Annotated in this window: 23 protein-coding genes and 8 tRNA genes; all 31 read right to left on the minus strand. The window is 39.1% G+C overall.

Annotated elements, in window-relative coordinates; genetic code table 11:
* Positions 1-44: 44 nt before the first annotated feature.
* Positions 45-437, minus strand: coding sequence for a cobalamin B12-binding domain-containing protein (locus UFO1_RS15150; protein ID WP_038671997.1), 393 nt, complete (start codon positions 435-437; stop codon positions 45-47).
* Positions 438-456: 19 nt separating this feature from the next.
* Complete coding sequence (locus UFO1_RS15155; protein ID WP_038671999.1) at positions 457-2,103, minus strand: methylmalonyl-CoA mutase; 1,647 nt, start codon at positions 2,101-2,103, stop codon at positions 457-459.
* A 19-nt stretch (positions 2,104-2,122) separates the two neighbouring features.
* A complete protein-coding gene (locus UFO1_RS15160; RefSeq protein ID WP_038672132.1) occupies positions 2,123-3,628 on the minus strand; it encodes an acetyl-CoA hydrolase/transferase family protein in 1,506 nt (501 codons plus the stop codon).
* 53 nt (positions 3,629-3,681) lie between these two features.
* Positions 3,682-4,224 (minus strand): hypothetical protein, encoded by a 543-nt coding sequence (locus UFO1_RS15165; RefSeq protein WP_038672134.1) that lies wholly within the window; start codon positions 4,222-4,224, stop codon positions 3,682-3,684.
* Positions 4,225-4,348: 124 nt separating this feature from the next.
* On the minus strand, positions 4,349-5,725 hold the full coding sequence (locus UFO1_RS15170) for an SLC13 family permease (RefSeq protein ID WP_038672137.1): 1,377 nt from the start codon (positions 5,723-5,725) through the stop codon (positions 4,349-4,351).
* 108 nt (positions 5,726-5,833) lie between these two features.
* On the minus strand, positions 5,834-5,968 hold the full coding sequence (locus UFO1_RS26025; RefSeq protein WP_256380518.1) for a hypothetical protein: 135 nt from the start codon (positions 5,966-5,968) through the stop codon (positions 5,834-5,836).
* 19 nt (positions 5,969-5,987) lie between these two features.
* Positions 5,988-7,145, minus strand: a complete 1,158-nt coding sequence (locus tag UFO1_RS15175; RefSeq protein ID WP_051788962.1) for a sodium ion-translocating decarboxylase subunit beta — start codon at positions 7,143-7,145, stop codon at positions 5,988-5,990.
* An 80-nt stretch (positions 7,146-7,225) separates the two neighbouring features.
* Complete coding sequence (locus tag UFO1_RS15180) at positions 7,226-7,648, minus strand: biotin/lipoyl-containing protein (protein WP_038672139.1); 423 nt, start codon at positions 7,646-7,648, stop codon at positions 7,226-7,228.
* Between the two features lie 18 nt (positions 7,649-7,666).
* Positions 7,667-7,945, minus strand: coding sequence for a hypothetical protein (locus UFO1_RS15185; protein ID WP_038672141.1), 279 nt, complete (start codon positions 7,943-7,945; stop codon positions 7,667-7,669).
* A 23-nt stretch (positions 7,946-7,968) separates the two neighbouring features.
* Complete coding sequence (locus UFO1_RS15190) at positions 7,969-9,498, minus strand: acyl-CoA carboxylase subunit beta (RefSeq protein WP_038672143.1); 1,530 nt, start codon at positions 9,496-9,498, stop codon at positions 7,969-7,971.
* Positions 9,499-9,817: 319 nt separating this feature from the next.
* Positions 9,818-10,522 carry a response regulator gene (locus tag UFO1_RS15195; RefSeq protein WP_038672145.1) on the minus strand — a complete coding sequence of 235 codons (705 nt, stop codon included), beginning with the start codon at positions 10,520-10,522 and terminating at the stop codon, positions 9,818-9,820.
* Positions 10,515-12,125 carry a DcuS/MalK family sensor histidine kinase gene (gene dcuS, locus UFO1_RS15200; protein ID WP_038672147.1) on the minus strand — a complete coding sequence of 537 codons (1,611 nt, stop codon included), beginning with the start codon at positions 12,123-12,125 and terminating at the stop codon, positions 10,515-10,517. The genes UFO1_RS15195 and dcuS overlap by 8 nt, the downstream gene beginning before the upstream one ends.
* Before the next feature lie 293 nt (positions 12,126-12,418).
* Positions 12,419-12,616: a hypothetical protein gene (locus tag UFO1_RS15205; protein ID WP_038672149.1), complete on the minus strand. Its 198-nt coding sequence runs from the start codon at positions 12,614-12,616 to the stop codon at positions 12,419-12,421.
* A 245-nt stretch (positions 12,617-12,861) separates the two neighbouring features.
* A tRNA-Leu gene (locus UFO1_RS15210) sits at positions 12,862-12,945 on the minus strand.
* Between the two features lie 14 nt (positions 12,946-12,959).
* Positions 12,960-13,035 (minus strand) — tRNA-Lys (locus tag UFO1_RS15215).
* 4 nt (positions 13,036-13,039) lie between these two features.
* Positions 13,040-13,115, minus strand: a tRNA-Gln gene (locus UFO1_RS15220).
* A 24-nt stretch (positions 13,116-13,139) separates the two neighbouring features.
* Positions 13,140-13,216, minus strand: a tRNA-His gene (locus UFO1_RS15225).
* 435 nt (positions 13,217-13,651) lie between these two features.
* Positions 13,652-15,619 carry a methyl-accepting chemotaxis protein gene (locus UFO1_RS15230; RefSeq protein WP_038672151.1) on the minus strand — a complete coding sequence of 656 codons (1,968 nt, stop codon included), beginning with the start codon at positions 15,617-15,619 and terminating at the stop codon, positions 13,652-13,654.
* Positions 15,620-15,843: 224 nt separating this feature from the next.
* Positions 15,844-15,920: transfer RNA gene (locus UFO1_RS15235), tRNA-Arg, on the minus strand.
* Between the two features lie 95 nt (positions 15,921-16,015).
* Positions 16,016-16,951 carry a cysteine synthase A gene (gene cysK, locus UFO1_RS15240; RefSeq protein WP_038672154.1) on the minus strand — a complete coding sequence of 312 codons (936 nt, stop codon included), beginning with the start codon at positions 16,949-16,951 and terminating at the stop codon, positions 16,016-16,018.
* A gap of 325 nt (positions 16,952-17,276) precedes the next feature.
* On the minus strand, positions 17,277-18,215 hold the full coding sequence (locus tag UFO1_RS15245; RefSeq protein WP_038672157.1) for an N-acetylmuramoyl-L-alanine amidase: 939 nt from the start codon (positions 18,213-18,215) through the stop codon (positions 17,277-17,279).
* 160 nt (positions 18,216-18,375) lie between these two features.
* On the minus strand, positions 18,376-18,522 hold the full coding sequence (locus UFO1_RS25285) for a hypothetical protein (RefSeq protein ID WP_158442834.1): 147 nt from the start codon (positions 18,520-18,522) through the stop codon (positions 18,376-18,378).
* 69 nt (positions 18,523-18,591) lie between these two features.
* Positions 18,592-18,714 carry a hypothetical protein gene (locus UFO1_RS26030; protein WP_256380519.1) on the minus strand — a complete coding sequence of 41 codons (123 nt, stop codon included), beginning with the start codon at positions 18,712-18,714 and terminating at the stop codon, positions 18,592-18,594.
* A gap of 131 nt (positions 18,715-18,845) precedes the next feature.
* Complete coding sequence (locus UFO1_RS15250; protein WP_038672159.1) at positions 18,846-19,778, minus strand: hypothetical protein; 933 nt, start codon at positions 19,776-19,778, stop codon at positions 18,846-18,848.
* Between the two features lie 446 nt (positions 19,779-20,224).
* Positions 20,225-20,301 (minus strand) — tRNA-Arg (locus tag UFO1_RS15255).
* 21 nt (positions 20,302-20,322) lie between these two features.
* A tRNA-Gly gene (locus UFO1_RS15260) sits at positions 20,323-20,396 on the minus strand.
* Positions 20,397-20,418: 22 nt separating this feature from the next.
* Positions 20,419-20,495: transfer RNA gene (locus UFO1_RS15265), tRNA-Pro, on the minus strand.
* Positions 20,496-20,723: 228 nt separating this feature from the next.
* The gene (sdhB, locus tag UFO1_RS15270) at positions 20,724-21,482 is read right to left on the minus strand and encodes a succinate dehydrogenase iron-sulfur subunit (RefSeq protein ID WP_038672161.1); all 759 of its coding nucleotides are present in this window, start codon (positions 21,480-21,482) and stop codon (positions 20,724-20,726) included.
* Positions 21,483-21,499: 17 nt separating this feature from the next.
* A complete protein-coding gene (gene sdhA, locus UFO1_RS15275; RefSeq protein ID WP_051789118.1) occupies positions 21,500-23,206 on the minus strand; it encodes a succinate dehydrogenase flavoprotein subunit in 1,707 nt (568 codons plus the stop codon).
* Positions 23,207-23,273: 67 nt separating this feature from the next.
* Positions 23,274-23,888: a succinate dehydrogenase gene (locus UFO1_RS15280; RefSeq protein WP_038672165.1), complete on the minus strand. Its 615-nt coding sequence runs from the start codon at positions 23,886-23,888 to the stop codon at positions 23,274-23,276.
* 305 nt (positions 23,889-24,193) lie between these two features.
* Positions 24,194-24,751, minus strand: coding sequence for a Fe-S-containing hydro-lyase (locus UFO1_RS15285; protein WP_007930657.1), 558 nt, complete (start codon positions 24,749-24,751; stop codon positions 24,194-24,196).
* Between the last annotated feature and the right edge of the window lie 7 nt (positions 24,752-24,758).

Raw genomic sequence — 24,758 nt, forward strand, 5'->3', positions numbered from 1 at the left:
CTATACACTCCCAAAACCGGGGGCATAGTGCAACATACAGCTATTTACTTTACGTTTGCATTGATGTAATCAATGATGGTCGTAGTGGGTGTGCCTGGTGTAAATACTTCTGCGATACCAGCTGCTTTAAGCGTTGGAATATCGGCATCAGGAATAACACCGCCGCCAATCATGAGTACATCGGTCATACCTTTTCCACGAATTAATTCAACAATACGTGGGAACAAGTGATTGTGAGCTCCTGATAATAAGCTAAGTGCAATTACGTTTACATCCTCTTGCAAAGCCGCTTCTGCGATTTGCTCTGGGGTTTGACGTAATCCTGTATAGATAACCTCAAATCCAGCGTCTCTGAGCGCACGAGCTACTACTTTCGCTCCGCGATCATGTCCATCTAAACCAGGTTTTGCTACTAATACTCTAACACGTTTTTCCATTGTTACCCCTCCTATCCTCTTACAGTGTTGCATGCGCTTGGTATTCACCAAAGACTTTACGCATTACGCCACAAATTTCGCCTAGTGTTGCATAGGTCTTAACTGCTTCTAAAATAATTGGCATTAGGTTTACGCTCTCATCCTTACATGCAGCTTCTAGTTTGCTCAAAGCAGCAGTTACAGCAGCGTTATCACGTTTGGCTCTTAGATCAGCCAATTTTTTCTTTTGCAATTCGCCTACAGAAGCATCGACTCGTAAGAGGCCTTCTATTGGTTTTTCTTCGATTTGGAATTTGTTTACTCCAACGATTACGCGATCATTGTTTTCCACTTCTTTTTGCCATTTGTAAGCACTGTCTTGGATTTCTCTTTGGATATAACCTTCTTCAATGGCAACAACTGCGCCACCGATATCATCAATTTTCTTAATATATTCCCAAGCAGCTGCTTCGATTTCATTGGTCATAGCTTCTACATAGTAGGAACCGGCCAATGGATCGACAACGTCAGCAAGCCCACTTTCGTAAGCAACGATTTGTTGGGTACGAAGTGCTACACGTACAGAATCTTCTGTTGGCAATGCCAATGCTTCATCTTTGGAGTTCGTGTGCAAGGATTGTGTACCACCCATTACAGCTGCTGCTGTTTGCAAGGCAACACGAACGATGTTGTTTTCAGGTTGTTGTGCAGTTAGCATGGAACCTGCTGTTTGTGTATGTACGCGAAGCATCCAAGATTTTGGATTTTTTGCGCCAAAACGTTCTTTCATGACTTTTGCCCATACACGACGGGATGCACGGAACTTCGCTACTTCTTCTAATACGTTGTTGTGTGCGTTCCAGAAGAAGGATAAACGACCAGCAAAGGCATCAACGTCAAGGCCTGCTTTAATCGCTGCTTCACAATACGCAATACCATCCGCAATGGTGAAAGCGATTTCTTGGGCAGCAGTGGAGCCGGCTTCACGGATATGGTAACCGGAAATGGAAATGGTGTTCCAGTTCGGTACATTCTTGGAGCAATATTCAAAGATGTTAGTGATTAAACGCATAGAAGGTTTTGGAGGGAAAATGTATGTACCACGTGCTGCATATTCTTTCAAAATATCATTTTGAATGGTACCGTTTAATTTGTCAGCTCCAATGCCATTCTTTTCAGCTACGGCAATGTACATGGCAAGTAATACGGATGCAGGAGCATTAATTGTCATGGAGGTGGATACTTTGCCTAAATCGATTTGATCAAACAAAATTTCCATATCTGCCAAGGAGTCAATCGCTACCCCAACTTTACCGACTTCGCCTTCGGAGATGATATCATCCGAATCATAACCAATTTGGGTTGGTAAGTCGAAGGCGCAAGAAAGGCCTGTGCTGCCTGATTCTAACAGGTAGCGATATCTTTTGTTGGATTCTTCTGCTGTGGAGAAACCTGCATACATACGCATGGTCCAGAAACGACCGCGATACATAGTAGGTTGTACACCACGAGTGAAAGGATAAGAGCCTGGTAATCCTAGATCACGCTCATAATCTTGTCCCTCAAGGTCTAATGGAGTATAGAGTCTGTTATACTCCAGGTTTTTGCGTTCTGGGAATTTTGCACTTGCTTTTTCTACTTTGGCAGTATACTCCGCCACTTTTGCTTTCAAACTTTCATTATCCATACTAAAAATCCTCCTTCACTTACTTTTTCATGCTACCAGTTTCTAAGAAACGGGTATGCCATGAAAGGGCTTCTGATAAAATATGTGGTGTATGGGCACATTTGGTAGCTGCCTCGGCTCTTTCCAAATAGTCCATAAGCATTGGCTTATAGTCAGGATGAGCACAATTTTCTATAATTACCCGCGCCCGTTCTCTTGGACTGAGTCCACGGACATCGGCTACACCCAATTCTGTTACAAAGATATCCACGTCATGTTCGCTATGGTCTGCATGCGATACCATAGGCACGATGGAGGATATGGCGCCATTTTTGGCGGTGGAGGTACTAAAGAAGCAGGTCAAATAGGCATTACGAGCAAAGTCTCCTGAGCCGCCTATACCATTCATCATTTTGCTTCCCATAATATGTGTGGAATTTACATTCCCATATATGTCAAGTTCTATCGCAGTATTCATGGCAATAACACCAATGCGTCTAGCTACTTCAGGGCTATTGGCAATTTCTTGCGGACGCAGCATCATGATTTTGCGATAGGAATCAATATTCTTGTAGAATCTTTCAAGGCCTGCAGGTGATGGTGAGAAAGAAGTACCTGAGGCAAACTTTAACTTCCCAGCATCCGCTAAGTCTAGCATTCCATCTTGGATAACTTCTGTATACACTTCTAAATCAGTAAAATCAGATTCAGCAAAGCCACTGACAACCGCATTGGCTACCGATCCTACACCGGATTGTAACGGTAAGAGTCCTTTTGGCATACGTCCCGCTTTAATATCGGCTTTCAAAAAGTCAATGAAATGTTTACTCATGGCTCTAGCATCATCGTCAATGGCTGCTAAATCACGAACATCATCACGGATGTCGCAAGGAACGATATAAGTTATCTTGTCCAAACCACATGGAATATATGGAGTTCCAATACGATCATCTGCTTTTGCAATGTTAATGGGTAAACGATGAGGAGGATCAAGAGGAATATACACATCGTGCATCCCTTCAAGAGCCAATGGCTGGGATGTATTGATTTCAACAATAACAATATCAGCACTTTGTACAAAAGATGCAGAATTTCCCATAGACGTCGTTGGTACGATATGTCCTTCTTCGGTAATCGCACACGCTTCTACAATGGCTACATCCACTTTACCGCCCAAAAATCCATATCTGGATAGTTGTGCTGTTTCGCTTAAATGCAAATCGCAATATTTAACGCCACCGGAATTCAGTGACTTACGGATTTCATTATTTGTTTGATAAGGTAACCGTTTATTGATCCCATTTACTGCTGCTAATGCGCCATCTAGCTCTTTACCGACTGACGCACCAGTCCAAAGGTTGATTTGAAAATGATCTTTCTTGATTCTTTCAGCTAGAGCCATTGGTACAGCTTTTGGGTAACCAGATGGTGTAAATCCACTAGTTCCGATATTCATTCCCGGCTTAATAATTGCTGCAGCTTGCTCTGCGCTTACAATTTTTGCATGAAGCGCTTTGTTACGCACACGATCTTTGATATCAATCATTTTAACATTTTCCTCCAAACATTTATAAAATGGGAACTACATAATCTGAGGAATCATTTAGATCCTGCTATATCAGCAAGAATCACTCTTTCCTCATTTATCATTACTTTACCCGGTAGCACTCTATGAAGTTCACCTAAGAATAAATCTCCGGGCTTGAAATAAATTCGGCAATTTTCTTTTTTTCCATTTATTGTAGTAACTGTATATGCAATGGTCCAAACATCACTTGCATCCAGGGCTGAATGGAGCCTATAGGTTCTGCGAAACTTCGTAATTTCTACAAGTTTAGGCTGATACTTATAAATTCCTATTATTGAAGGATAAAATATATCATACCGTTTTTTACCCCAAAGACTAGATTTATTAAAAACCAAACATTTATCATACATCTCGCAAGTATATTTTGCGTTTATGCGATTAAATAATACAACTAAAAAAAGAGCATCGAAGGCAAATTCTAGTGGCTGAAAGATATTCATCGTAACTAGTTTTATGATATTTAAGGTTAATAATACAGCGAAGAATGTGATTCCAACCATCATTATAATTGTATTTTTTTTTGTAGATGTGGATGTTACTCGTAATCTGTTCATATTAGCATCCCCTCACAGATATTCTTAGATAAAAGGGGGAGAGTTGAAACCTTCGTTTCAACGCCCTCCCCCTTTAAGTAATAACTTCATTCAGAATGAAACCAGAATGGAGAGCAAGGAGGAATTACAAACCAAGCAATCCGAAAAATACGTAACAAAGAACGGCACCAACCACAGACATGGAGAATCCCCAAATTAACAATTGTCGGAATAACTTACCCTTATCTTCCTTCTCATCAGCACAAGCGATACAAATTGCACCGAAAAGTGACAATGGCGAAGTGTCAACCATATGAGAACCAACATTAATCGAGGAAATCATGGATATGGCATTACCACCGCCCAGTTGTTCAATTAAACCTGGCACTAGCGGCAAGAACATTGGCATTACCACTCCGGAAGAACTCGAATAGGCAGAGATAACACCGGTTACTAAAGCTAATACACCATTGACACTAACTGGATTGGATATAGCGGCAATGATACCTACAAGAGCATTTAATCCACCAGCCTTGTCCATAACATCAATTAAAATTCCCATACCACCTACCATGATGATAACAGACCAAGGAATTGATTTAACAGCAGCTTTGCTGTCCCCAGCATTGGCAATTAAAAGAACCGTAGAAAGCAAGAAGGCGACAGCTCCTACATTGGTTGCTTTACCAGTACCAATAAGATTCATTATTGTTGGGGTAAATAAACTTTTTGTTATTGCTAAGCTTGGTAGAATAACTAAAAGGATTAATATCCCTACACATCCAAGAGTCAGCCATTGGCTCCTGTCAAAAGGTTCTGGTTTCGGCGCAATGTCATCAATACTTAAAGTAGAATGACGTTGTCTGCGTATCCACGCCCAACCGCCAAATACCATAAAGCCACCAACGTTGCCAACAACTTGAGCAATTTCAGAATTTAAATGAATTTTCCAAGCCAGCATATTTAGGTCCCCTAAATGCTGTCCCATCGCTTCAAGTTGAGGTACCATTTTCAAAAGAAAAGAATTCGAGATAATCCCAGTAGGAGCGATCGGCGAGAAGGCTGCACCATTTGCTGCTCCAACAACTAAGAGGGTCATTAAAAAGGCGTTCATACCAATGCGACCGGCAATGGACATAACTACAGGTGCCATCAGTGTTACGGTCGCGATGTTACCAGGACCAATGGTCGTTATAATTGTAATTAACACGAAAATAATTAAGGGAATTAATGCCGTATTACCTTTTGCCAAGCGTATGGCATTGGCAGTTAGTTTTTCCATCGTTCCGTTGGTAGTAGCAATACCAAATAGGAATGTTACACCTGTTAATACCATAAACAAGTCTAGAGGCCATGCTTGCATAACCTTAACAGCGGAAAGATCTGCAAAAATGGCACCAATACCAATACCAAAAGCGATAGCAACGATGCCGACATTTAAGTCTTCATTATACATGGATATACCAACTACAATAATAACGCCGATTAATGAAGCAATAGCTGCAGTAGACATTTCGAGCATAGAAGTAATCCTCCTTGTATTATTATTTTTCCTGTAAAAGAACCTGATCCTAAATGGTCTTTAAAATTGCATTAATACAATGACTGCCACTCAATTTCCAGTTCAATGTTAGTCTTCATCCTCACCCGCTGGAAAAGCCTTATGCAATAATGTAGTTGCCAGCATAAAGATACCAATAACAACAAACATTGTTGGTAACGCAATCCCCATCATAGTGACCGCTTTTAAAAATGCTCCATCCATTAGAATAACACCTCACTTTTTATTTGGTTAACGCAGGTATTAATGCTAGTACTAAGCCACCAGCTACAACTGATGCTACCTGGCCAGCCACATTAACTCCAATTGCATGCTGAATGATAAAGTTGGTTGGATCTTCCTTTAATGCCATTTTAGCAATAACCCGACCTGACATAGGGAATGCAGAAATACCACAAGCGCCAATCATAGGGTTAATTTTCTCTTTGCTAAACAGGTTTATTAATTTCGCAAATAATACTCCACCTGCAGTATCGAAGACGAAGGCAACTGCACCAAGCCCCATAATCATTGCTACTTGTACAGTTAAGAAGTTGTCACCGGACATAGTACCCCCGATAGTAATACCTAAGAGTAAGGTTACCAAATTTGCTAGCTCGTTTTGCGCGGCATTGGAAAGATTGTCGACCACGCCTGAAACCTTAATAATATTCCCAAACATCAAACTACCAATTAGTGCAACGGATATAGGAGCTACGATACCTGCAATGAGCGTAATCATAACAGGGAATAAAAACTTAGTAGTTTGCGAAACCGGATCTTCATCCGAATAGCCCATTTTAATCTTGCGTTCTGCTTCCGTTGTTAAAGCCTTGATAACAGGCGGCTGAATAACGGGAACTAATGACATATAAGAATAGGCTGCAACTGATAATGGCCCTAGCAACTCTTGAGCAAAACGGCTAGCAACATAAATTGTTGTAGGACCATCAGCAGCACCTATAATACCGATCGAAGCTGCATGTTCAAAAGAAAAACCCATTAAAGTTGCAAAAATAGCTGTAGCAAAAATTCCGACTTGAGCTGCAGCAGCAAACAGCATTACGATAGGTCGTCTAATTAGCGGTGTAAAATCACACATAGCACCAATAGCGACAAATATCAGTACAGGGAACAATTCATTGGCAATGCCCCCCTTGTATAAGACCCATAGAAATCCTTCTTCTCCCACTACCTGTGAAATAGCTGACGAATGTGGAATATTGGCCAATAGAGCACCAAAGCCAATCGGTAAAAGTAAGGCAGGTTCATAGTCGCGCTTTACAGCAAGATAAATAAGCAAAGCACTAATGCCCCACATAACCACATGCTTCCATGTCAAGCCAATAAATCCCATAAGCAGTTCATCTAACCAAGGATACTGTAATAATAAAGACTCCATTGCTATTCCTCCTTATATCGTGTATAGAAAATTCCAAGTCTGATGCACTATTGTAAATGTTGTGCATCAAATTTCTTGATCTAGTTACCTATAATTATTAAGACTTGTCCAGGTTTAACATTATCATCATTGTTTGTATTCACTGACTTTACAGTACCATTTACTGGTGAGGCAATTTCATTCTGCATCTTCATGGCTTCAAGAATTATAAGTACATCGCCCTTTTTAACTTTATCTCCGACCTTAACATTTACTTTACTTACTTTACCAGGCATTGGAGCTGGAATGGTTGTATCACCAGCAGCGGCAGCAACCTGTACAGGTGCTGCTTTAGGAGCAGCAGGAGTAGGAGCAGGAGCAGCGGTTACTGTAGGGGTAGCAGTAGCAGCCGTAGTAGTAGCGGCTGCTGCAGAAAAACCTGTAGCTCCGGTTCCACCTGTTTTTTCAACTTCCACCAAGTAAGAAACTCCGTTGATACTAATTGTAAGATCCATTTTATTCATGTTCTAAATACCTCCTATTTAAGATTGGGGAAAACTACGAGCATCCATTAACTTTTGACGGCCCGTTGCGGCCCATGCATTACTTATGCGATTAATTTTAAAAGAAATACCTGGATTTTCAGCAGTAAACATGACATACGCTGCAGCCGCGATTACAGCTACAATTTCGGGACTTATCGCATCAGGTGATAACTGTTGTGCTTCTTCTGTTTTAGTGCTAGCTATTTCTTGTGAGGTATCTTTTTCCTTTTTACATTTTGATTTATCCTCACCAAACAAGAATGAAAACATCCCCATCTTTGCACCTCCTTTTATACCAATTACAAGGGTATGTTCCCATGTTTTTTAGCTGGGCGCGTTTCACGTTTTGATTCAAGCATACTTAAAGATGTAATAATATAAGGTCTGGTTTGTTGAGGTTCAATAATAATATCAACAAAACCACGTTCAGCTGCTTTATAAGGAGTAGCAAACTCTTCTATATATTTTTCCGTTTTTGCTGCAACCTCTGCATCGCCTCGGAAAATAATGTTTGCTGCACCAGCAGGCCCCATTACTGCAATTTCAGCGCTAGGCCATGCCAATACTTGATCGGCACCCAGATCCTGAGAACACATTGCTAAATATGAGCCTCCATAGGCTTTACGTAAGATCACTGTAATTTTGGGAACAGTTGCCTCCGAATAGGCGTAAAGCATTTTTGCACCATGTCTTATAATCCCGTTAAATTCTTGGTCAGTACCAGGAAGGAAACCAGGAACATCCACTAAATTAACAAGAGGAATATTAAAAGCATCGCAGAACCGAATAAATCTAGCAGACTTGTCCGATGAGTTGACATCAAGGCAACCTGCCATTACTTTCGGCTGGTTAGCAATAATCCCGACTGTTTTACCGTCAAAACGTGCAAAGCAAGTGATAATATTCTGTGCATAATGTTCGTGAACTTCACAAAATTGTCCACTATCAACAATGGATTGTATCACATCTTTCATATCATAAGGTTGGTTTGGATTATCTGGAATAACTGAGACCAAACTGTCTTCCATACGGTTGGAATCATCGGTCGTTTGTATTAGAGGAACATTATCAAGATTATTAGCAGGTAAAAAGCTTAGGAGATTTCTAATCTGATTAAGGCAGTCCTCTTCATTTTCTGCAGCAAAATGTGACACCCCAGAAATACTATTATGAGCCATAGCCCCACCAAGTTCCTCAGCTGTAACCTCTTCACCTGTTACCGACTTAATTACTTGTGGTCCAGTAATAAACATCTGTGAAGTATTTTTTACCATGAAAATGAAATCCGTCAGTGCAGGAGAATAAACCGCACCGCCAGCACACGGTCCCATAATTACTGAAATCTGAGGGATGACTCCAGATGCTAGCGTGTTTTCATAGAAAATTTTTCCATATCCTGAAAGTGCATCTACTGCTTCTTGAATGCGTGCACCGCCAGAGTCATTAATGCCAATAATAGGAGCGCCCATCTTTACAGCAAGTCTCTGTACTTTGACTATTTTAGCAGCATGCATTTCTCCTAAGGAACCACCGACTACAGTAAAATCCTGTGCAAATACATATACTAAGCGACCTTCAATTGTACCATAGCCTGTTACCACACCTTCACCCGGAGCTTCTTGCTTCTCCATACCGAAGTTAGTACAACGGTGAGTTACAAATCGGTCAAGCTCCACAAATGTATTTGAATCTAATAATTTTTCAATACGCTCACGTGCAGTCATTTTACCTGCGGCATGTTGTTTTTCAATACGTTTAGCACCGCCACCTGCCATGATTTTGTCACTGTACTTTTGCATTTCTTGGATTTTCTCGATTGTTGTAGACAAATATTCCACCTCCAGCTGATTTTATCTTAATACAATATGCCGTCCAATTTACCAGCTATCCTCCCCTCAAGTAATTGAATTTTTTGTATTTTCCTGTCTATTTAAAAATACACAATATACAGAATATTTGCTAGCTTATGTAACTTCTAAAACAACTCTGTAATTAAAGTTAATAAAGTAAGTAAAGTAAATCACAAATAATAAAACCGACCTTACGGTCGGTTTATAATATATAAAGAAGATTTAACATCATCGAAATATTTTATTACGTTATAAAAAGGTAAAAACAAACAATAAATCCGATCAATGTTACTAAAAACTATAAATAACGTTTTATATGGTTATTCACAGAATTTACACATCGATATTTATAAACAGGTCTCCCTACAGTTCCATAGATGAGTTCTAGCTTCAAAGAACCTATCTGCCTCAGAAACTCCAAATATTTACGCATAGAAACTCGAGATATTCCAATATACTTAGCCATTTCCTCTGTTGAAAAAAGACTTCGATCTAACTCCTTTATTTGTTCCCATGTTACTTTTAGGGTATTCCTATCGATACCTTTCGGCAATTGCATGGACAAAGGTTGTTCCTTATATAGTACACATTGATCCAATTCAACCTGGCTTAATCTATCTTGATCCTCCATTAAGATAGCAAGACCTTTATAAGCAAGTAACGCAGAATTTAATCTCTCAAATTCGAAAGGTTTAATGATATAATCTACAGCGCCAAATTGCAAAGCTTTTTTTATACTATGTCTATCGCATGCAGCTGTAATAACAATTACATCAACACCTTTGCCTACCTGCCTAAGTTGGATTAATAAGTCCAAACCATTCATGCCTGGCATAAAAATATCTAATAAAATTAAGTCGACATCAACCTTATTCAAAATCTCAAGTGCTTCATTAGCCGAATGGACAATAGCTTCAATTTTAAATCCTTCCACTAATTCTACATAGCGACGATTAAATTCTGCTACCATCGGATCATCATCTACAATCAAAACTTTAATCAAAATATCCCTCCTTACTCCAATAGGGTAATATTACTCTAAATACTGCCCCATGGCCTACCTCTGAAATGACAGTGATTTGCCCACCAAGTCGTTCTAAACTCCTCTGAATTAAATACAATCCTAACCCTCGATCAGTCCCTTTTGTCGAATAACCTTGTACAAAAATTTTATTTTTTACTCCCTCATCAATTCCTGAACCAGTATCACTCACCTCAATTGTCAAAATATCGCTGTCCCAAGAAAAATCAATATTTACACACTTACATGTTGATGTTTCTACTGCATCCAAAGAATTATTTATCAAATTTCCAATTATTGTAATTAATTCATGAACTACCTCAGGTTCAGCTGGTTCAGGTAAAAAACTCTCCTCAGATACTGTCATTGTTATACCAGCTTCTCTAGCTAAACTAATTTTTCCAATAATAAAACCCGCCAATACAGGATCTTTAATTTTTTTAACTAAAGAACCAACTTCAGCCTGATATCTACTAGCAATTTGATTTACATAATTATTCAATCGATCATAATCTCCCAAACGAACCATACCAAGAATAACATGCAATTTATTCATAAATTCATGGGTCTGCGCCCGTAGAGCCTCTGCATAAATACTAACGCCCGTAAGCCTTTCCGCCATCTGCCTCATTTCCGTTTTATCACGAAAAGTGGCAATAACTCCAACAATTTCACCATCTACAATTATAGGAACACGATTAGCTAGAATTGTTATCCCATTAAGATCCTGCTCTTGATCTAATTCGGCTTCTCCCGTCTCTAAAACCTTCTGCAAGCGTGTATTTGGAACATACTCATCGACCTTCTGCCCAATGGGATTATCACTAATACCTGCTTGTTGAAAAAGCTTAATTGCTGCCTCATTGACAATGGTCATACGTGAATCTTTATCAACTGCCAAAATACCTTCCCTTACTGATTGCAGCATGGCACTGCGTTCTTCAAATATTTTGGCGATGGCAAAAGGTTCTAAGCCAAATAAAATTTTCTTTATTCTGCGGGCTAATACTAAGGACCCTAACACACCTACTAGCATCCCAACTCCAACACCACCATAGATTCCTGATCGACTATCATCTACTGAGGCTTGTATACTTTCCATCATAACTCCGACAAGTACAGCTCCGACCTGCTTTCCGTCAGGCGCAAAAACCGGTGAAAAAGCACGCAAAGAAACTCCTAATGACCCTTTGTTTACAGACGTAGTTTCTTGTCCTTCAAAAACAAGATTGGCATCCTCTTCTTCATAATATTCTCCTATTTTTTCAGGATTAGGATGTGATTTTCGAATTCGATTCATGTCCATCACTGTAATAAATCGAACTTCGCTTACGCTCAGAACTTTCTCGGTAAATACCTGAATCTCCCTTTCATCTCTATTGCCAGTTAACGCTTCCATTATTAAAGGAGTATTGGCAACAATGCGAGCAATTTCAATTGCTTCCTCTGAGGAATTAATACGAGCATTTTCCGCAATCCTCTCGTTAATAATAATATCGGTTACTAATAATGCCAAGGCAACAACAATACAAGCGAATACTGCAATGGTTGTCTGTAAACTAAATAAAGGCTTCTGTTTTTTCATAGCATTTTCGTCCTTCCACAGCTACATCACAATTTACTTCGACGTATTTTGGTAATTCCCTACAAAGTTCTTCGTTTTGTTCGAAATTTTCACATTTTTTATAAGAAAAGACTTGGCCTGCCAAATCCTCGGACGCAGGCAGAAGCCTTAGTCGTTCTTACTTGGAATCAAGAAAGTGTTATACTTTCTGATTCCGTAAAATTAAACCCTGTTTGAGAAAGATGAGAAAGTCTTATTTTTCCATCATCCCCAAGCAGGGTTCAATTTACTTCATTATGTAGAGTATAAAGGAATTATTTCTTAATTAGCCATCGTATTAACTTACTTAACTTCCCTGTATTTAAACCTTCAGATAGATCTAGGATTATTTTTGTATTAGTCTCTACTTGATTTACCTGAAAACCAAGTAACTCCTTTGCTCTTTTTTCGGCTCGCTGTCCTTTTTGCCAAATTAGCTCACTCCAAAAATTTTTAGCAAAATGCTCTCCCATTATCCCACTCCCTTTTTAATTTGAGTAAATTTATATTTTCTGAACAATGTAAGAGTCTTCAGCGCACAAAAACTCCCCTGCTCCCTCTATTATATTCAGTAAAGAACCAAATGTTTGGCTTATGGCAAAAATTCATAGAAAACAAAATCCTATTTTTCTTTCCTCTAAAAAAAATAAAAGCCCCATAGGGCTATAGGAAAAATAAAAAGACCTCAGGATAATCCCTGAAAGCCTTGAACTTTTGATGGTGCGGGAGAGGAGACTTGAACTCCTACACCTTGCGGCGCCAGATCCTAAGTCTGGTGCGTCTGCCATTCCGCCACTCCCGCATAATTAAGTTAAATGGTGGCTCACCCGCGGCTCGAACGCGGGACACCCTGATTAAAAGTCAGGTGCTCTACCAACTGAGCTAGTGAACCATAATGGCAGGGGTAGCTGGACTCGAACCAACGCGTGCGGGAGTCAAAGTCCCGTGCCTTACCAACTTGGCTATACCCCTACATGCTTTTTGCTAGTTATTCAATGGGGTGGCTGAAGGGGATCGAACCCTCGAAATAACGGAACCACAATCCGCCGTGTTAACCGCTTCACCACAGCCACCATATTTTATCTTTAAATGTTCTTCAACATTCCCTAGCGACAAGATTTATTTTACCATGTTACCGTTATTATGTCAAGCACTTTTTTCAACTTTTTTTAAGTTGTATTTACTTTGACATCTTGTTTTTGCTAACTCGCAACAGCAACTTTATTAATATACCAGATTTTTTATAATATAACAACCGTGATTATTATTAATTATTTCAATATAGCTCTTATTTTTCAGCTATTTCTTAATAATACTCACTTTTTCAATAAATTTAATGAATGTTTCTTCGAAGAAGTATCAATATCTTAAAAGACACTTATTATATTGAAAAGTTATAAAGAAGGCTTCAAAAGAAGAAAACCACAAAAACACAAGAGCCTCTAGAGCGTTCTTATCAGCGCGCTAGTGCAATGTGTTCTTGTGGTCACCCCTTTGATCACAAGATCTTAAACTTTAAATTTATGCACAACTTCTTGTAACTCGCTGGCCATAGTTGCTAAACCAGAAACAGCTGTTACAATTTCATGTACGGAAGCATTTTGCTCTTCACTAGCTGCAGCTACTTCCTGAGAACTAGCTGCATTCGTTCTAGATGCATCCGCAATACCATTAATTGACTGACCGACTTGTCCACTACCAGTTAGTTGAGTATCCATTAATACAAGAATTTTTTCTACTCGTTTTCGCATTTCTTTAACATCTACATAAATTTCTTCAAAGGCTACCTTAGATGCTGAAACCACCTTAACACCTTCTACTACCTCGTGGCTTCCCTTATCCATCGCTTCTACCGCTTGAATTGTTTCACTTTGAATAGCGCCAATAATTTCAGCGATTTCCTTAGCTGCTTCTTGAGATTGTTCTGCTAGTTTACGCACCTCATCTGCTACTACTGCAAAACCACGACCTTGTTCACCAGCTCTTGCCGCCTCAATCGCAGCATTTAGCGCCAATAGATTCGTTTGACCTGCAATATTGGTAATAACCTCAACAATTTGGCCAATTTGCCGTGATTTTTCGCCAAGCGCATTTATTTTTTGGGCCGCATTGCCTACATCTTCTTGAATGCTGCTCATTAGCATAACAGCATGATTAACTTGTTTTAAGCCATGTTCAGCAGATTGTTCGCTGCGTTCAGAGGCCCCCGAAACGTCACAGGCAGCTTCTACGGCATCAGCAATACCACTTTGCATCTCCGTCATGATAGCGGCTGACTCATCCGATAACTGTACTTGGTTCGTAGCACTTTGTGCTACATCCTGAATGGTAATTGCTACTTCTTCTGAAGCACGTCCTACTTCAGTGGCAGATGCTGTCAATTCCTCAGCTGATGCTGCTACTGATTCAGAAACAGATGAAGCATGGCTAATCATTTCCCGCAAGGCAGACATCATATGATTTACGCCCCGAACCAACTGATTTACTTCTAAAGCCCCTTCGGCAACAAGCGCTTGGGATAAATCTCCCCCAGCTACCAGTTGAACTGAATCAACTACCTTCTGTAAAGGAGAAACTATACTGCGAGCTATGTAAAATGCTGTCACTGCTGCAAGCAATAAAGATATAAGTAAAATTGCCATAAGGATATATGATGCGGATACAGCTCCGTTATGAACATCTTTAAGTGGTTCATTTACAATAACTCCCCACTTGTATTTGTTCACTGGGGAAAAGGTAGCAATTGTTGTATCACCACGGCTTGATATAGAGTCCATTGAGCCAGTTTGCCCACCTATTACTTTTTTCACATATTCTAATTCAGCAAAACTTTCTTTCTTTAAGACTTTCTCATGATCCGGATATGCTATGACCACACCGTTATGATCAACGATTTCAACATACCCGTTCTTTCCCACCTTAACATTCTCTGCAATCGACCATAAAGCTTGCAAACCAATGTCCGCAGCAAAAACACCGATACTTTTCCCTGCAGCATCCTTGATTGGTACAGAAATTGTTACACTAGGTGCATTGGTAAAAGATGATATATAAACATCTGTAAAAAAAGTACTGCCTTTCATGGCTTCTACAAAGTAAGGTCGATCGCCACGATTTGCTAATGTACCTGCAGTCCTTGCAACCTGCATGCCGGTCTTATCCATTACGTAGATAAGCTCAAACTGAGGGTTTTTTTGTTGAAAGTTTACAATCATATCACGGATAACCGCACCATCCAAAGAACGTGCTGTTGGACTGGCTGCCAATCCTTCCGTCATTCCTTTTGAATCATCTAGCATAATTTCGATTTGTTTTGCAATCTGTAAAGTAGTATTACTATTGCTCTGTATTGTTGAATTTTTAGTTGACGTAACATTCATATAGATACTGATTGCTCCACCAACTGCGGCAGGAATAACTGCAAATAAAATAAAAAATATAATCAACTGTGTTTTTAAACTCCGCTGTCCAAACATAAAATTCCTCCTTATTACATGAAACTATTTTTTTCGACTTTACTTTTTCTATTTCTTTTTCTCCTCCTATATTATTCTAATTATTTTTACAATTTCCTTCCCGCAACTATCGTAAAAAAGCATATATAGTGATTAAAAATATATATTTTAATCACTACAGGTATTTAACATTATATATAAAAAAAACGCTTGAAGAGTTCTTCAAGCGTTCTAATGATCTAATATGGTGACCCCGGCAGGATTCGAACCTGCGACCTCTTGATTCGTAGTCAAGCGCTCTATCCAGCTGGGCTACGGAGTCGATTTGCGGTTGCCTTACTTGAGTAAGTATACTTGTTTTAATTGATAATGTCAACTATTATTTTAAATGTTTTTGAAGTATCTTGTAAGATTCAATTACTCTTCCTGAAATAAGGGAGTAGATAAATATCTTTCTCCGGTGTCAGGCAAGAGTACAACAATATTTTTTCCCTTATTTTCAGGGCGCAAGGCTAATTGAGTCGCAGCAAAAAGCGCCGCTCCAGAGGATATTCCTACCAACAACCCTTCCACTTTAGCTAATTCTCTAGCAGTTTTGAAAGCGTCTTGATTTTCTACCTTGATAATTTCATCAACCACTTTGGGATTGAATATGTCTGGCACGAAACCTGCGCCAATGCCTTGTATTTTATGAGGGCCTGGCTTCCCTCCAGATAATACAGGCGAATCACTCGGTTCAACGGCCACAATTTTAACCGCTGGATTCTTTTCTTTCAATACCTGACCTACACCTGTTATAGTACCACCTGTGCCTACACCAGCAACAAAAATATCTACGTGTCCTTCTGTATCTTGCCAAATTTCTTGTGCCGTCGTCTTACGATGAATTGCAGGGTTCGCTAAATTCTTAAATTGTTGAGGCATATAGGAATTAGGAAATTCCTCTAGTAACTCTTCCGCCTTAGCAATGGCCCCCTTCATGCCCTGAGTACCTGGAGTCAAGACTATTTCAGCCCCTAACGCCTTCAATAAATTCCTTCTCTCAATACTCATCGTATCTGGCATGGTCAAGATTAGCTTATAACCTTTTGCTGTAGCGGCGAAAGCCAAGCCAATTCCCGTATTACCACTAGTAGGCTCAACAATAACAGTACCTTCACGAATTAGCCCTTTTTCTTCTCCATCTACAATCATGGCATAGCCTACCCGATCTTTTACACTGCCCATGGGATTAAAATATTCTAGTTTAGCAATTACCTTTGCGTTTAAATTTTTAGTTCCGTTATAATTACTAAGCTCAAGCAAGGGTGTGTTACCAATTAAATCTGTCAAACTCTTAGCAATTTTCATCATTACCACTCCTTATCTTCAAAAAAAACTATACTTTTTTATTATTTCCCATTTTGCTTGTAGAATCCTGCCTACAGTAAAAAATTGACCTAGTAAAATGAATCTTTTGCCAAGTTGGCTCTCAATGAAAATGTTTACAGGAAAGGCTTTAAACAAAAAAGCTTCCAACTCAGTTTTTACTGAAGGGAAGCCTTTATTTTTAATTTAAAAACACAGTACGACTCCATCGGTTTTCGTTTCCTTATCAATATATTAGGTAAGGATTATGTCTTTTAATACATAGGCAGCTAAATAATTCACTCCAATACATATACTGCTTTGGTATTGGTTAGAATATGCCAACCCCTTGTTGTTGATACCAGATTGCTTTTCCTCGCAAAACATTACCGCCTTCTCCTTTAGGAACACCTGGTATAAACCACAAGTCCCATCGTTCACAGCTAAAGCCAGGTCCATATTTTCCATCGGGATATCCGTTAACTTCATAATCTGGATTAAGGCCATCCATATTATTAGCAGCCTCTGCATGTGTCATTACCCGGTAAATATCAATTGTCAAATCCAATGCTTTGCATAATACAGCGATTACTTGACTCATTGCTTCAATCTGCATTTCTGTAGGAGGCTGATATCCAAGGCTATCTGTTGTCGCATTGTAACAACAAGCTAGGGATATACCAATTGCACCTGTATTACGTTTATATGTATGAGACTTAATTGTATGTAAATTACCACTACTTACATAAATACTAGCATCCTTATCAATATTGATATGATACTCATCAAAAAATTGTCCATAACGCCCGGCTGACCAATGAAGATATAACTTTACATCTCGCCCCACGCTTTGCGCTGCAGACCATAGTTCACTTTTACTCTGTAAAGCCAGCTGATTAAGTTCTAGCAGAGTTACTTTCCTCATCGCATTCCTATCCTCATGCAAATCGGGAGTATCTGTTGATTGCTGCATTTTACGAATTGCAGCAACCTCCGAATCAATAATCCAGCCAATTAGCCCCGTTGGAATTAAAATCTTTTGCCAACCTAAAATTTCATTAATTCGTTGTATAGCTCGATACCGTTTTTCTTCATTTTCCATTTGATCAGCAAATTCATCTAGCAGTAAAATTATACCCCGGATAGCAAGTTTTAGTCTACTGTCCTGCATTTTGGCAAATAGCACGAAAAGTGTCATTGCTAATACCTTGACCGACAAAAGTGCCCCTACAGCCCAGATAATAATTTGCAACTCATTGGAAATCCCCATATTTAACGCCCCCCTTTTTCTTGGTTTCAGTCCAAGCAATCGTCCTTCCATGTATGCTATGTTTCAAGCTTCTTAATTGTGAATCGACTTCTTGATTACTTATTACCAGGAAATATAGTAAGGACATAAAAAAACCGCCATCTGGGCGGTTTTTTTTGCGTTACTCAATTTCTTCAATTGATATTTTTACTGTACTTCCATCTAAGAAATACTCATCTAACATATTCCATAGATCACGGTCGCCTAACATCAATTTTGGCATTTCTGCATCCATGTCCAGTTTTCCTTCTAAAACAATTCGGTTCAAGCCATCGCCCCCAAAATGTTTTTTAATCCTTAATAATAGTAAAAGGTGGCTTACGCCACCTTCGTTATTTTAACAATCTTTTTGCTTTTTTTGTTCTTCTTTTCTTCTATTTTCATTGTTAGCAATTTCTTTTGCAAATTCAAGATTTTTGTTTTCTTTTCGTTGTTCTTTTTGTTTACATTCTTTATTCATATTTATCACCTCCCCAATACTAATATGTCCATAATTAGTATTGAAAAGTAGTGGAAATTATCCCCTGAAAATTATTTCCACTATCAATTATTAAACTACAGTTACTGGTTAGCAAAATAAAAATCCCGTGTTCAATTAGTTATTTTCTTTTTTCCCATGCAAGTCGCTCGAACTAATCCTTGTTTAAAATGATGTCTCATTCTCCTTATAACGAAATCTAAACTAACTCTTTGTCTAGTTACAATAAAAAATACCATTGTTTCACCTATAGCCCAAGTAAAGGCATATGCTAATGCCGCTTTTACCACTAAGGCAGATTGATATGGTATTGATCTTAGAATAAGAGTAGCAATTTCTTTTGAAGCCTTTGCTAAACTAAATAATAAAATAATTTCTAACACATGTTTTAATTGTATTTTTTCACCCATCAGACCTATAATTTCAAACATTAGCTTGATCTCATTAACGGTAAGAACGATGAAATCTGCAAATATTTCTAACGGTGCAACAATCATTCTATGGGGAGCAGGCAAAAAGCTGGGTAATGCAGAGATAAAGACCCAAGCCGCATTTTGAGTAGCTGTCTCTTGAATTTCAATTTTAGCATGCTCAGGACGAAAAACAGGAAAATTATGTGATAGGGTAAATCTTATCCTTTCATGATTAGCTAATATCTGAGATGCTAAGCCAGCGTCGTTGCTATCGAAAATATACACTTCTAAATGATGTTCCTTTACCGCATCGGCTAGACACGGCTCAACAATACAAAAATTTGAAGCTTTTATCAACTTTCCATTGATCTCGCCTCCTGCCGACGTAGGAACAAGTATGAGTCGCTTCATTACCTCTTTTTTATTGTATACATTATAATTTCCATCTATTGGTAAATTCAAAGAGGCATAAGGGAAACTAATCAACCATTTTATCATTTCTTCAATCATTTCCGAAGAACCTATAAGTCCAATTTGAAGATTCTGCTGACATGCTCGATTGATTTTATGCATATTTATTCCGCTTAATTCATCCCATAATTTCTTAATAATGAAAGTCTCTTCACTAGCCATTCTAATATCCCCCCTTCTGATAGGATTTGTATTTTAGCATTTTCTATCCACCATAATAGATAGTGATTTTTGGAAGATTCATCTCTATCTATTATGGTGGAAATGGAAGATCGATACAGAAATATGAAGCAACTTACAGAAAAACCAGGGACACAGGGCAACAGGCTTGAGTTTACTAGAGCGGGTCGTTGTCTTCTATACTTTTGGGCAAATACTATATGATATCTGCATTTTGTATGTGCTAAACTCCTGTTATCCATTTTGATGATCCTCCTTTGTTGAGTCATGCGGTCGGCAAGCTTGCATTCATTCTAACAAAAGGAGGGTCTTTTTTTCTACTCATAACTGTAAGCTTTTTGGAACCATACGCCTAGCGCGTGGTTTTCAATATACAACAAGAAAGCCTTCAAGGTTAATGCCCTTGAAGGCTTGAATTTATTGATAGTTGGTGTGCCTGGAGCGATTCGAACGCCCGACCCACGCCTTAGAAGGGCGTTGCTCTATCCAGCTGAGCTACAAGCACATATATTTTTATTGAAACAAATGGAGCGGGTGAAGGGAATCGAACCCTCGTAACTAGCTTGGAAGGCTAGCGCTCTACCATTGAGCTACACCCGCATATAACATGAAACTAATTTGATGGTCGGAGCGGCAGGATTCGAACCTGCGACCCCCTGGTCCCAAGCCAGGTGCTCTACCAAGCTGAGCCACGCCCCGTTAATCACATTATCTATTATACCGCAGTGTCAGTAGTTTGTCAACATCTTTTTTAAAAATGTTTTCTTTCTTCCACTCATAAATTAATTGTAATCAAGTTTTGTCTTGATCACCGCTAACTCACTTAACTATAATAACATAATGACTTTATTATGTCAAGAACCTTGTAAAAGAAAAATCTACATTGTATCCAAGGATACAATGTAGATTTTCTTCTCACCTTACAGCTTATTTATTAAATAAGCTCTTCAGTGCTTGCTTGTTTGTATCACGATTCAGTTTTGCGATATACTCAGTCAATTTAATCTCTTTCGGACATGCTTTTACGCAGTTTTGGCTATTACCGCAACTTGCTAAACCGCCCTTTTCCATCAATGCATCCAAGCGTTCTTCTTTCTGATATTCGCCAATTGGGTGGAGATTAAAGAGATGTGCTTGTGCAATAGGAGCAGGCCCAATGAACTCAGAGCCTTGATTTACATTTGGACAAGCATGCATGCAGCATCCGCAAGTCATGCAACGAGAAATTTCATAAGCGGTAGTTGCAGTTTTTGGATTCTGACGCGGAGCATCATTATGAACTTCCCAGGTTCCATCTACATCTACCCAGCCGTGTATGCGTTTTAAACTATCAAACATTACCGAACGGTCAATCGCAAGGTCACGGATAACAGGGAAAGTTCTAGCAGCACTCAAACGAATTGGTTGTTCTAGATGATCAATTAGAGCAGCACAAGCCTGTTGTGCTTTACCGTTGATGACCATCATGCAAGCTCCACAAACTTTTTCCAGACAATTACATTCCCAAACAACAGCAGTTGTCTTTTTGCCGTCTTTTGTAACAGGGTTCTTTTGAATCTCCATAAGAGATGCAACAACATTAAGCGCAGGACGATAGTCAACTTCAAATTCTTCTGTATAGGGTTGGGAATTAGGACCATCTTGTCTTTCTATGATAAAATGTACTTTTTTCTTTGTTTCTGCCATTATTATCTACCTCCTTCTTACTCTTTCTTAGCAACAGCATAGTTACGAGGACGCGGTTTAACCAATGAATGATCAAAATCATCATAACTGATCTTAGGCTCTGCTGTTGCCTGGTCATACTCAGCAACTGTTATTTTCATGAAGCGTTCGTCATCACGGGTTGGAAATTCGCGCTTGTAGTGAGCCCCACGGCTTTCATCACGCATACGTGCTGCTTTTGTTACAACTAAAGCGTAAATAATCATATTGCGGAGCTGTCTTGCGAACATACCTTCTTGGTTTGCCCAGTTTGCTTTATCGACTATACCGATATTATCCCAACGTTTAAGAATTTTCTTTACTTCATCGAAACAATAATCAAGGTCTTTGTTCACACGTTCAATGGTGACGTATTGGTTCATTAAATCACCAAGTTCATGGTGAAGTTCATGCGCATTTTCCGATCCATTCATTTTTAAAATAGCATCATATTCTTCTTGGCATTCTTTTGCTGCATTTGCTAACTCTTCATCAGTAAGTTCTGAACCTTTTTCTCCTTCTTTAGCCCAGCGCATAGCTTCCGGACCTGAAACAGTACCAGAATAAGCAGCGGAAAGAAGTGAGTTTGCACCAAGACGGTTTGCACCGTGGTATTGATAGTCACATTCACCAGATGCCATAAGACCAGGAATGTTTGTGTTATGTTTTGTATCTACCCAGATACCGCCCATGGAATAATGAACGGAAGGATAAATTTGCATTGGAACTTTACGTGGGTCATCGCCAACGAATTCCGAATAAATTTCCAAAATGCCGCCTAATTTACGTTCAAGATAATCTGCTGGAATATGGGAAAGATCAAGATATACTTTGTTTTCACCATTGATACCAAGTTTTTGATTTACGCATACATCGTAAATAGCACGAGATGCTACGTCACGAGGTACAAGGTTACCATATGCAGGATACATTTCTTCCAAGAAGTACCATGGTTTACCATCTTTATAAACCCAAACTCGTCCGCCTTCACCACGGCAAGCTTCAGACATCAAGCGGTTTTTATCGGAACCAGGAATAGCTGTTGGATGAATCTGAATAAATTCAGGGTTACCAATAAGAGCGCCTTGCTGATATACGGCAGATACTGCTGAACCATTGCAGATTGTCGAAGCAGTACATCTACCGAATACCATACCAGGACCGCCTGTTGCAAGGATAACCGTATCAGCACGGAAAGCTCTGATTTCCATAGAATTCATGTCTTGTGCTACAATACCGCGGCAAACGTTTTCTTTATTTTTAATAATTTTAATGAATTCCCAGAATTCATATTTCTTAACAGCACCTTTAACTTCCCAAGCACGAACTTGTTCGTCAAGTGCATAAAGAAGTTGCTGACCTGTTGTGGAACCAGAAAACAAAGTACGTTTATTTTTCTGACCACCAAAATTACGAAGGTCAAGTAAACCTTCTGGTGTACGAGTAAATGTAACACCCATACGATCGAACATTTTAATTAATTTTGGAGCGGCTTCACACATGCCTTTTATTGCAGTCTGGTCAGCAAGGAAGTCACCACCATAAACAGTATCATCAAAGTGTTCATGGACAGTATCATTTTCACCCTTTGTATCCATACAAGCATTCATACCGCCTTGTGCACAAAGGGAATGAGAACGTTTTACGGGGCAATACGAGAATAATTCTACTTCTCCGCCAGCTTCACAAATTTTAAGTGTTGCCATGAGGCCGGATAAACCGCCGCCAACAACTATAATTTTCTTTTTCACTAAGCTCTCTCCTTACTTTAAATTATTTCACAAAATGTGTAAGAGCTGTAAGTCCTACACTAGAGATGAGTACAAATAATGCCATAGTTGCAATGCTTACGATACGTTGTCCACGTGGTCCTGCAACAATGCCCCAAGTAATTGAAAAACCCCATAAACCATTGGTAAAATGGAAAACGGATGATAATAGTCCAATTACATATAAAGCAAAAGTTAAAGGATCAGACAATACTTTATGCATAAAGTCGTAGCCAATCAGATGACCACCCATTGCCTTGCCGACAATACGTAAAGTCCATACGTGCCATATAATAAAAACAAAGGCAATATAGGCAGTTATACGTTGTAAGTAGAACATCCAGTTGTTCCAATACCCATACTGAGTAGGATTATTTTTCGCTTTCAGAGCATATACCACACCTAATATACCGTGGAATGCGATAGGCAAGCCGATAGCGATAATTTCAATTGGAACCAAAAACGGCATAGAGGCAAGTGCCGCTACTGACTTATCAAAGTTAGCTGGCCCCCCAATTACTGTTGAAACAGTAAATATATGCTCCAATAAAAATGCACCGATTGCGACAACACCTGAAAGAGAATGAATACGACGGATCCAAAAATCAAAATTGTTCATGCTTTTACCTCCTGTAATATTTACATAGTTGACATATAAGATTGCCAACATACTGTACAAATAATGCTATTTCGACGCTAGTTTGGTTTTTCCTTCAACGGTTTTATAGAAATGTGAAATTATTCGCAAATAATCATTTCCAATTACTGAAGTTTTATTAATATTGCGGGAGCACCTTAGTAGCTACTTGCAACACCGCAGGTATCCACTAAGGTACTCCCGCAATAAAAAATTTTAAAAGGCGCTAACGACAGTTAGCTTGTCCTAGTACAAACCGATATATTTACTTACAATAGCAATTACTACTATATTTTGCGGTAAGGTTTTTGACCTTCTTCATAATAATTGTTGCCATCACAGTCAATCGCTACGATTGCAGGGAAATCTTCCACAGTTAGTTTAGCTAATGCTTCTGCACCTAGCTCAGGATATGCTAACACTTCATAAGCTTTAATGGTTTTTGCGATCAATGCTGCTGCTCCGCCAATGGCTACCATGAAAACAGTACTGTTCTTTTTCATAGCTTCCACGACTTCAGGAGAGCGATAGCCTTTACCAATCATACCACTAAGACCTTGTTCGATCATTTGTGGTGTATATTTGTCCATGCGACCAGCAGTGGTCGGACCAGCTGAACCAATAGGATCTCCAGGTTTAGCTGGAGTAGGTCCTAGATAATATACAATCTGATTTGTAAAATCTACAGGTAATTTCTCACCACGATCTAATGCTTCTGTCATAACCTTATGGGCTGCATCACGGGCACTAAATATAGTTCCAGTAATTAGAACACTATCACCAGCTTTTAAGGAACGAGCCATTTCTTTTGTTAATGGAGTGGTAATACGTTTTACTTCTGCCATTTTATCT

Source organism: Pelosinus sp. UFO1 (genome assembly GCF_000725345.1).
Classification (GTDB): domain Bacteria; phylum Bacillota; class Negativicutes; order DSM-13327; family DSM-13327; genus Pelosinus.

Bases quoted from the DNA above. Each gene is read 5' to 3' on its own strand.
- UFO1_RS15175 (WP_051788962.1), bottom strand. From the start codon at position 7,145: ATGGAGTCTTTATTATTACAGTATCCTTGGTTAGATGAACTGCTTATG.
- UFO1_RS15250 (WP_038672159.1), bottom strand. From the start codon at position 19,778: ATGGCTAGTGAAGAGACTTTCATTATTAAGAAATTATGGGATGAATTA.
- UFO1_RS15245 (WP_038672157.1), bottom strand. From the start codon at position 18,215: ATGGGGATTTCCAATGAGTTGCAAATTATTATCTGGGCTGTAGGGGCA.
- UFO1_RS15155 (WP_038671999.1), bottom strand. From the start codon at position 2,103: ATGGATAATGAAAGTTTGAAAGCAAAAGTGGCGGAGTATACTGCCAAA.
- UFO1_RS26030 (WP_256380519.1), bottom strand. From the start codon at position 18,714: ATGAATAAAGAATGTAAACAAAAAGAACAACGAAAAGAAAACAAAAAT.
- UFO1_RS15180 (WP_038672139.1), bottom strand. From the start codon at position 7,648: ATGAATAAAATGGATCTTACAATTAGTATCAACGGAGTTTCTTACTTG.
- UFO1_RS15280 (WP_038672165.1), bottom strand. From the start codon at position 23,888: ATGAACAATTTTGATTTTTGGATCCGTCGTATTCATTCTCTTTCAGGT.
- sdhB (WP_038672161.1), bottom strand. From the start codon at position 21,482: ATGGCAGAAACAAAGAAAAAAGTACATTTTATCATAGAAAGACAAGAT.
- UFO1_RS15170 (WP_038672137.1), bottom strand. From the start codon at position 5,725: ATGCTCGAAATGTCTACTGCAGCTATTGCTTCATTAATCGGCGTTATT.
- cysK (WP_038672154.1), bottom strand. From the start codon at position 16,951: ATGATGAAAATTGCTAAGAGTTTGACAGATTTAATTGGTAACACACCC.
- UFO1_RS15230 (WP_038672151.1), bottom strand. From the start codon at position 15,619: ATGTTTGGACAGCGGAGTTTAAAAACACAGTTGATTATATTTTTTATT.
- dcuS (WP_038672147.1), bottom strand. From the start codon at position 12,125: ATGAAAAAACAGAAGCCTTTATTTAGTTTACAGACAACCATTGCAGTA.
- UFO1_RS15165 (WP_038672134.1), bottom strand. From the start codon at position 4,224: ATGAACAGATTACGAGTAACATCCACATCTACAAAAAAAAATACAATT.
- UFO1_RS15285 (WP_007930657.1), bottom strand. From the start codon at position 24,751: ATGGCAGAAGTAAAACGTATTACCACTCCATTAACAAAAGAAATGGCT.
- UFO1_RS26025 (WP_256380518.1), bottom strand. From the start codon at position 5,968: ATGGATGGAGCATTTTTAAAAGCGGTCACTATGATGGGGATTGCGTTA.
- sdhA (WP_051789118.1), bottom strand. From the start codon at position 23,206: ATGGCAACACTTAAAATTTGTGAAGCTGGCGGAGAAGTAGAATTATTC.
- UFO1_RS15150 (WP_038671997.1), bottom strand. From the start codon at position 437: ATGGAAAAACGTGTTAGAGTATTAGTAGCAAAACCTGGTTTAGATGGA.
- UFO1_RS15185 (WP_038672141.1), bottom strand. From the start codon at position 7,945: ATGGGGATGTTTTCATTCTTGTTTGGTGAGGATAAATCAAAATGTAAA.
- UFO1_RS15205 (WP_038672149.1), bottom strand. From the start codon at position 12,616: ATGGGAGAGCATTTTGCTAAAAATTTTTGGAGTGAGCTAATTTGGCAA.
- UFO1_RS15160 (WP_038672132.1), bottom strand. From the start codon at position 3,628: ATGATTGATATCAAAGATCGTGTGCGTAACAAAGCGCTTCATGCAAAA.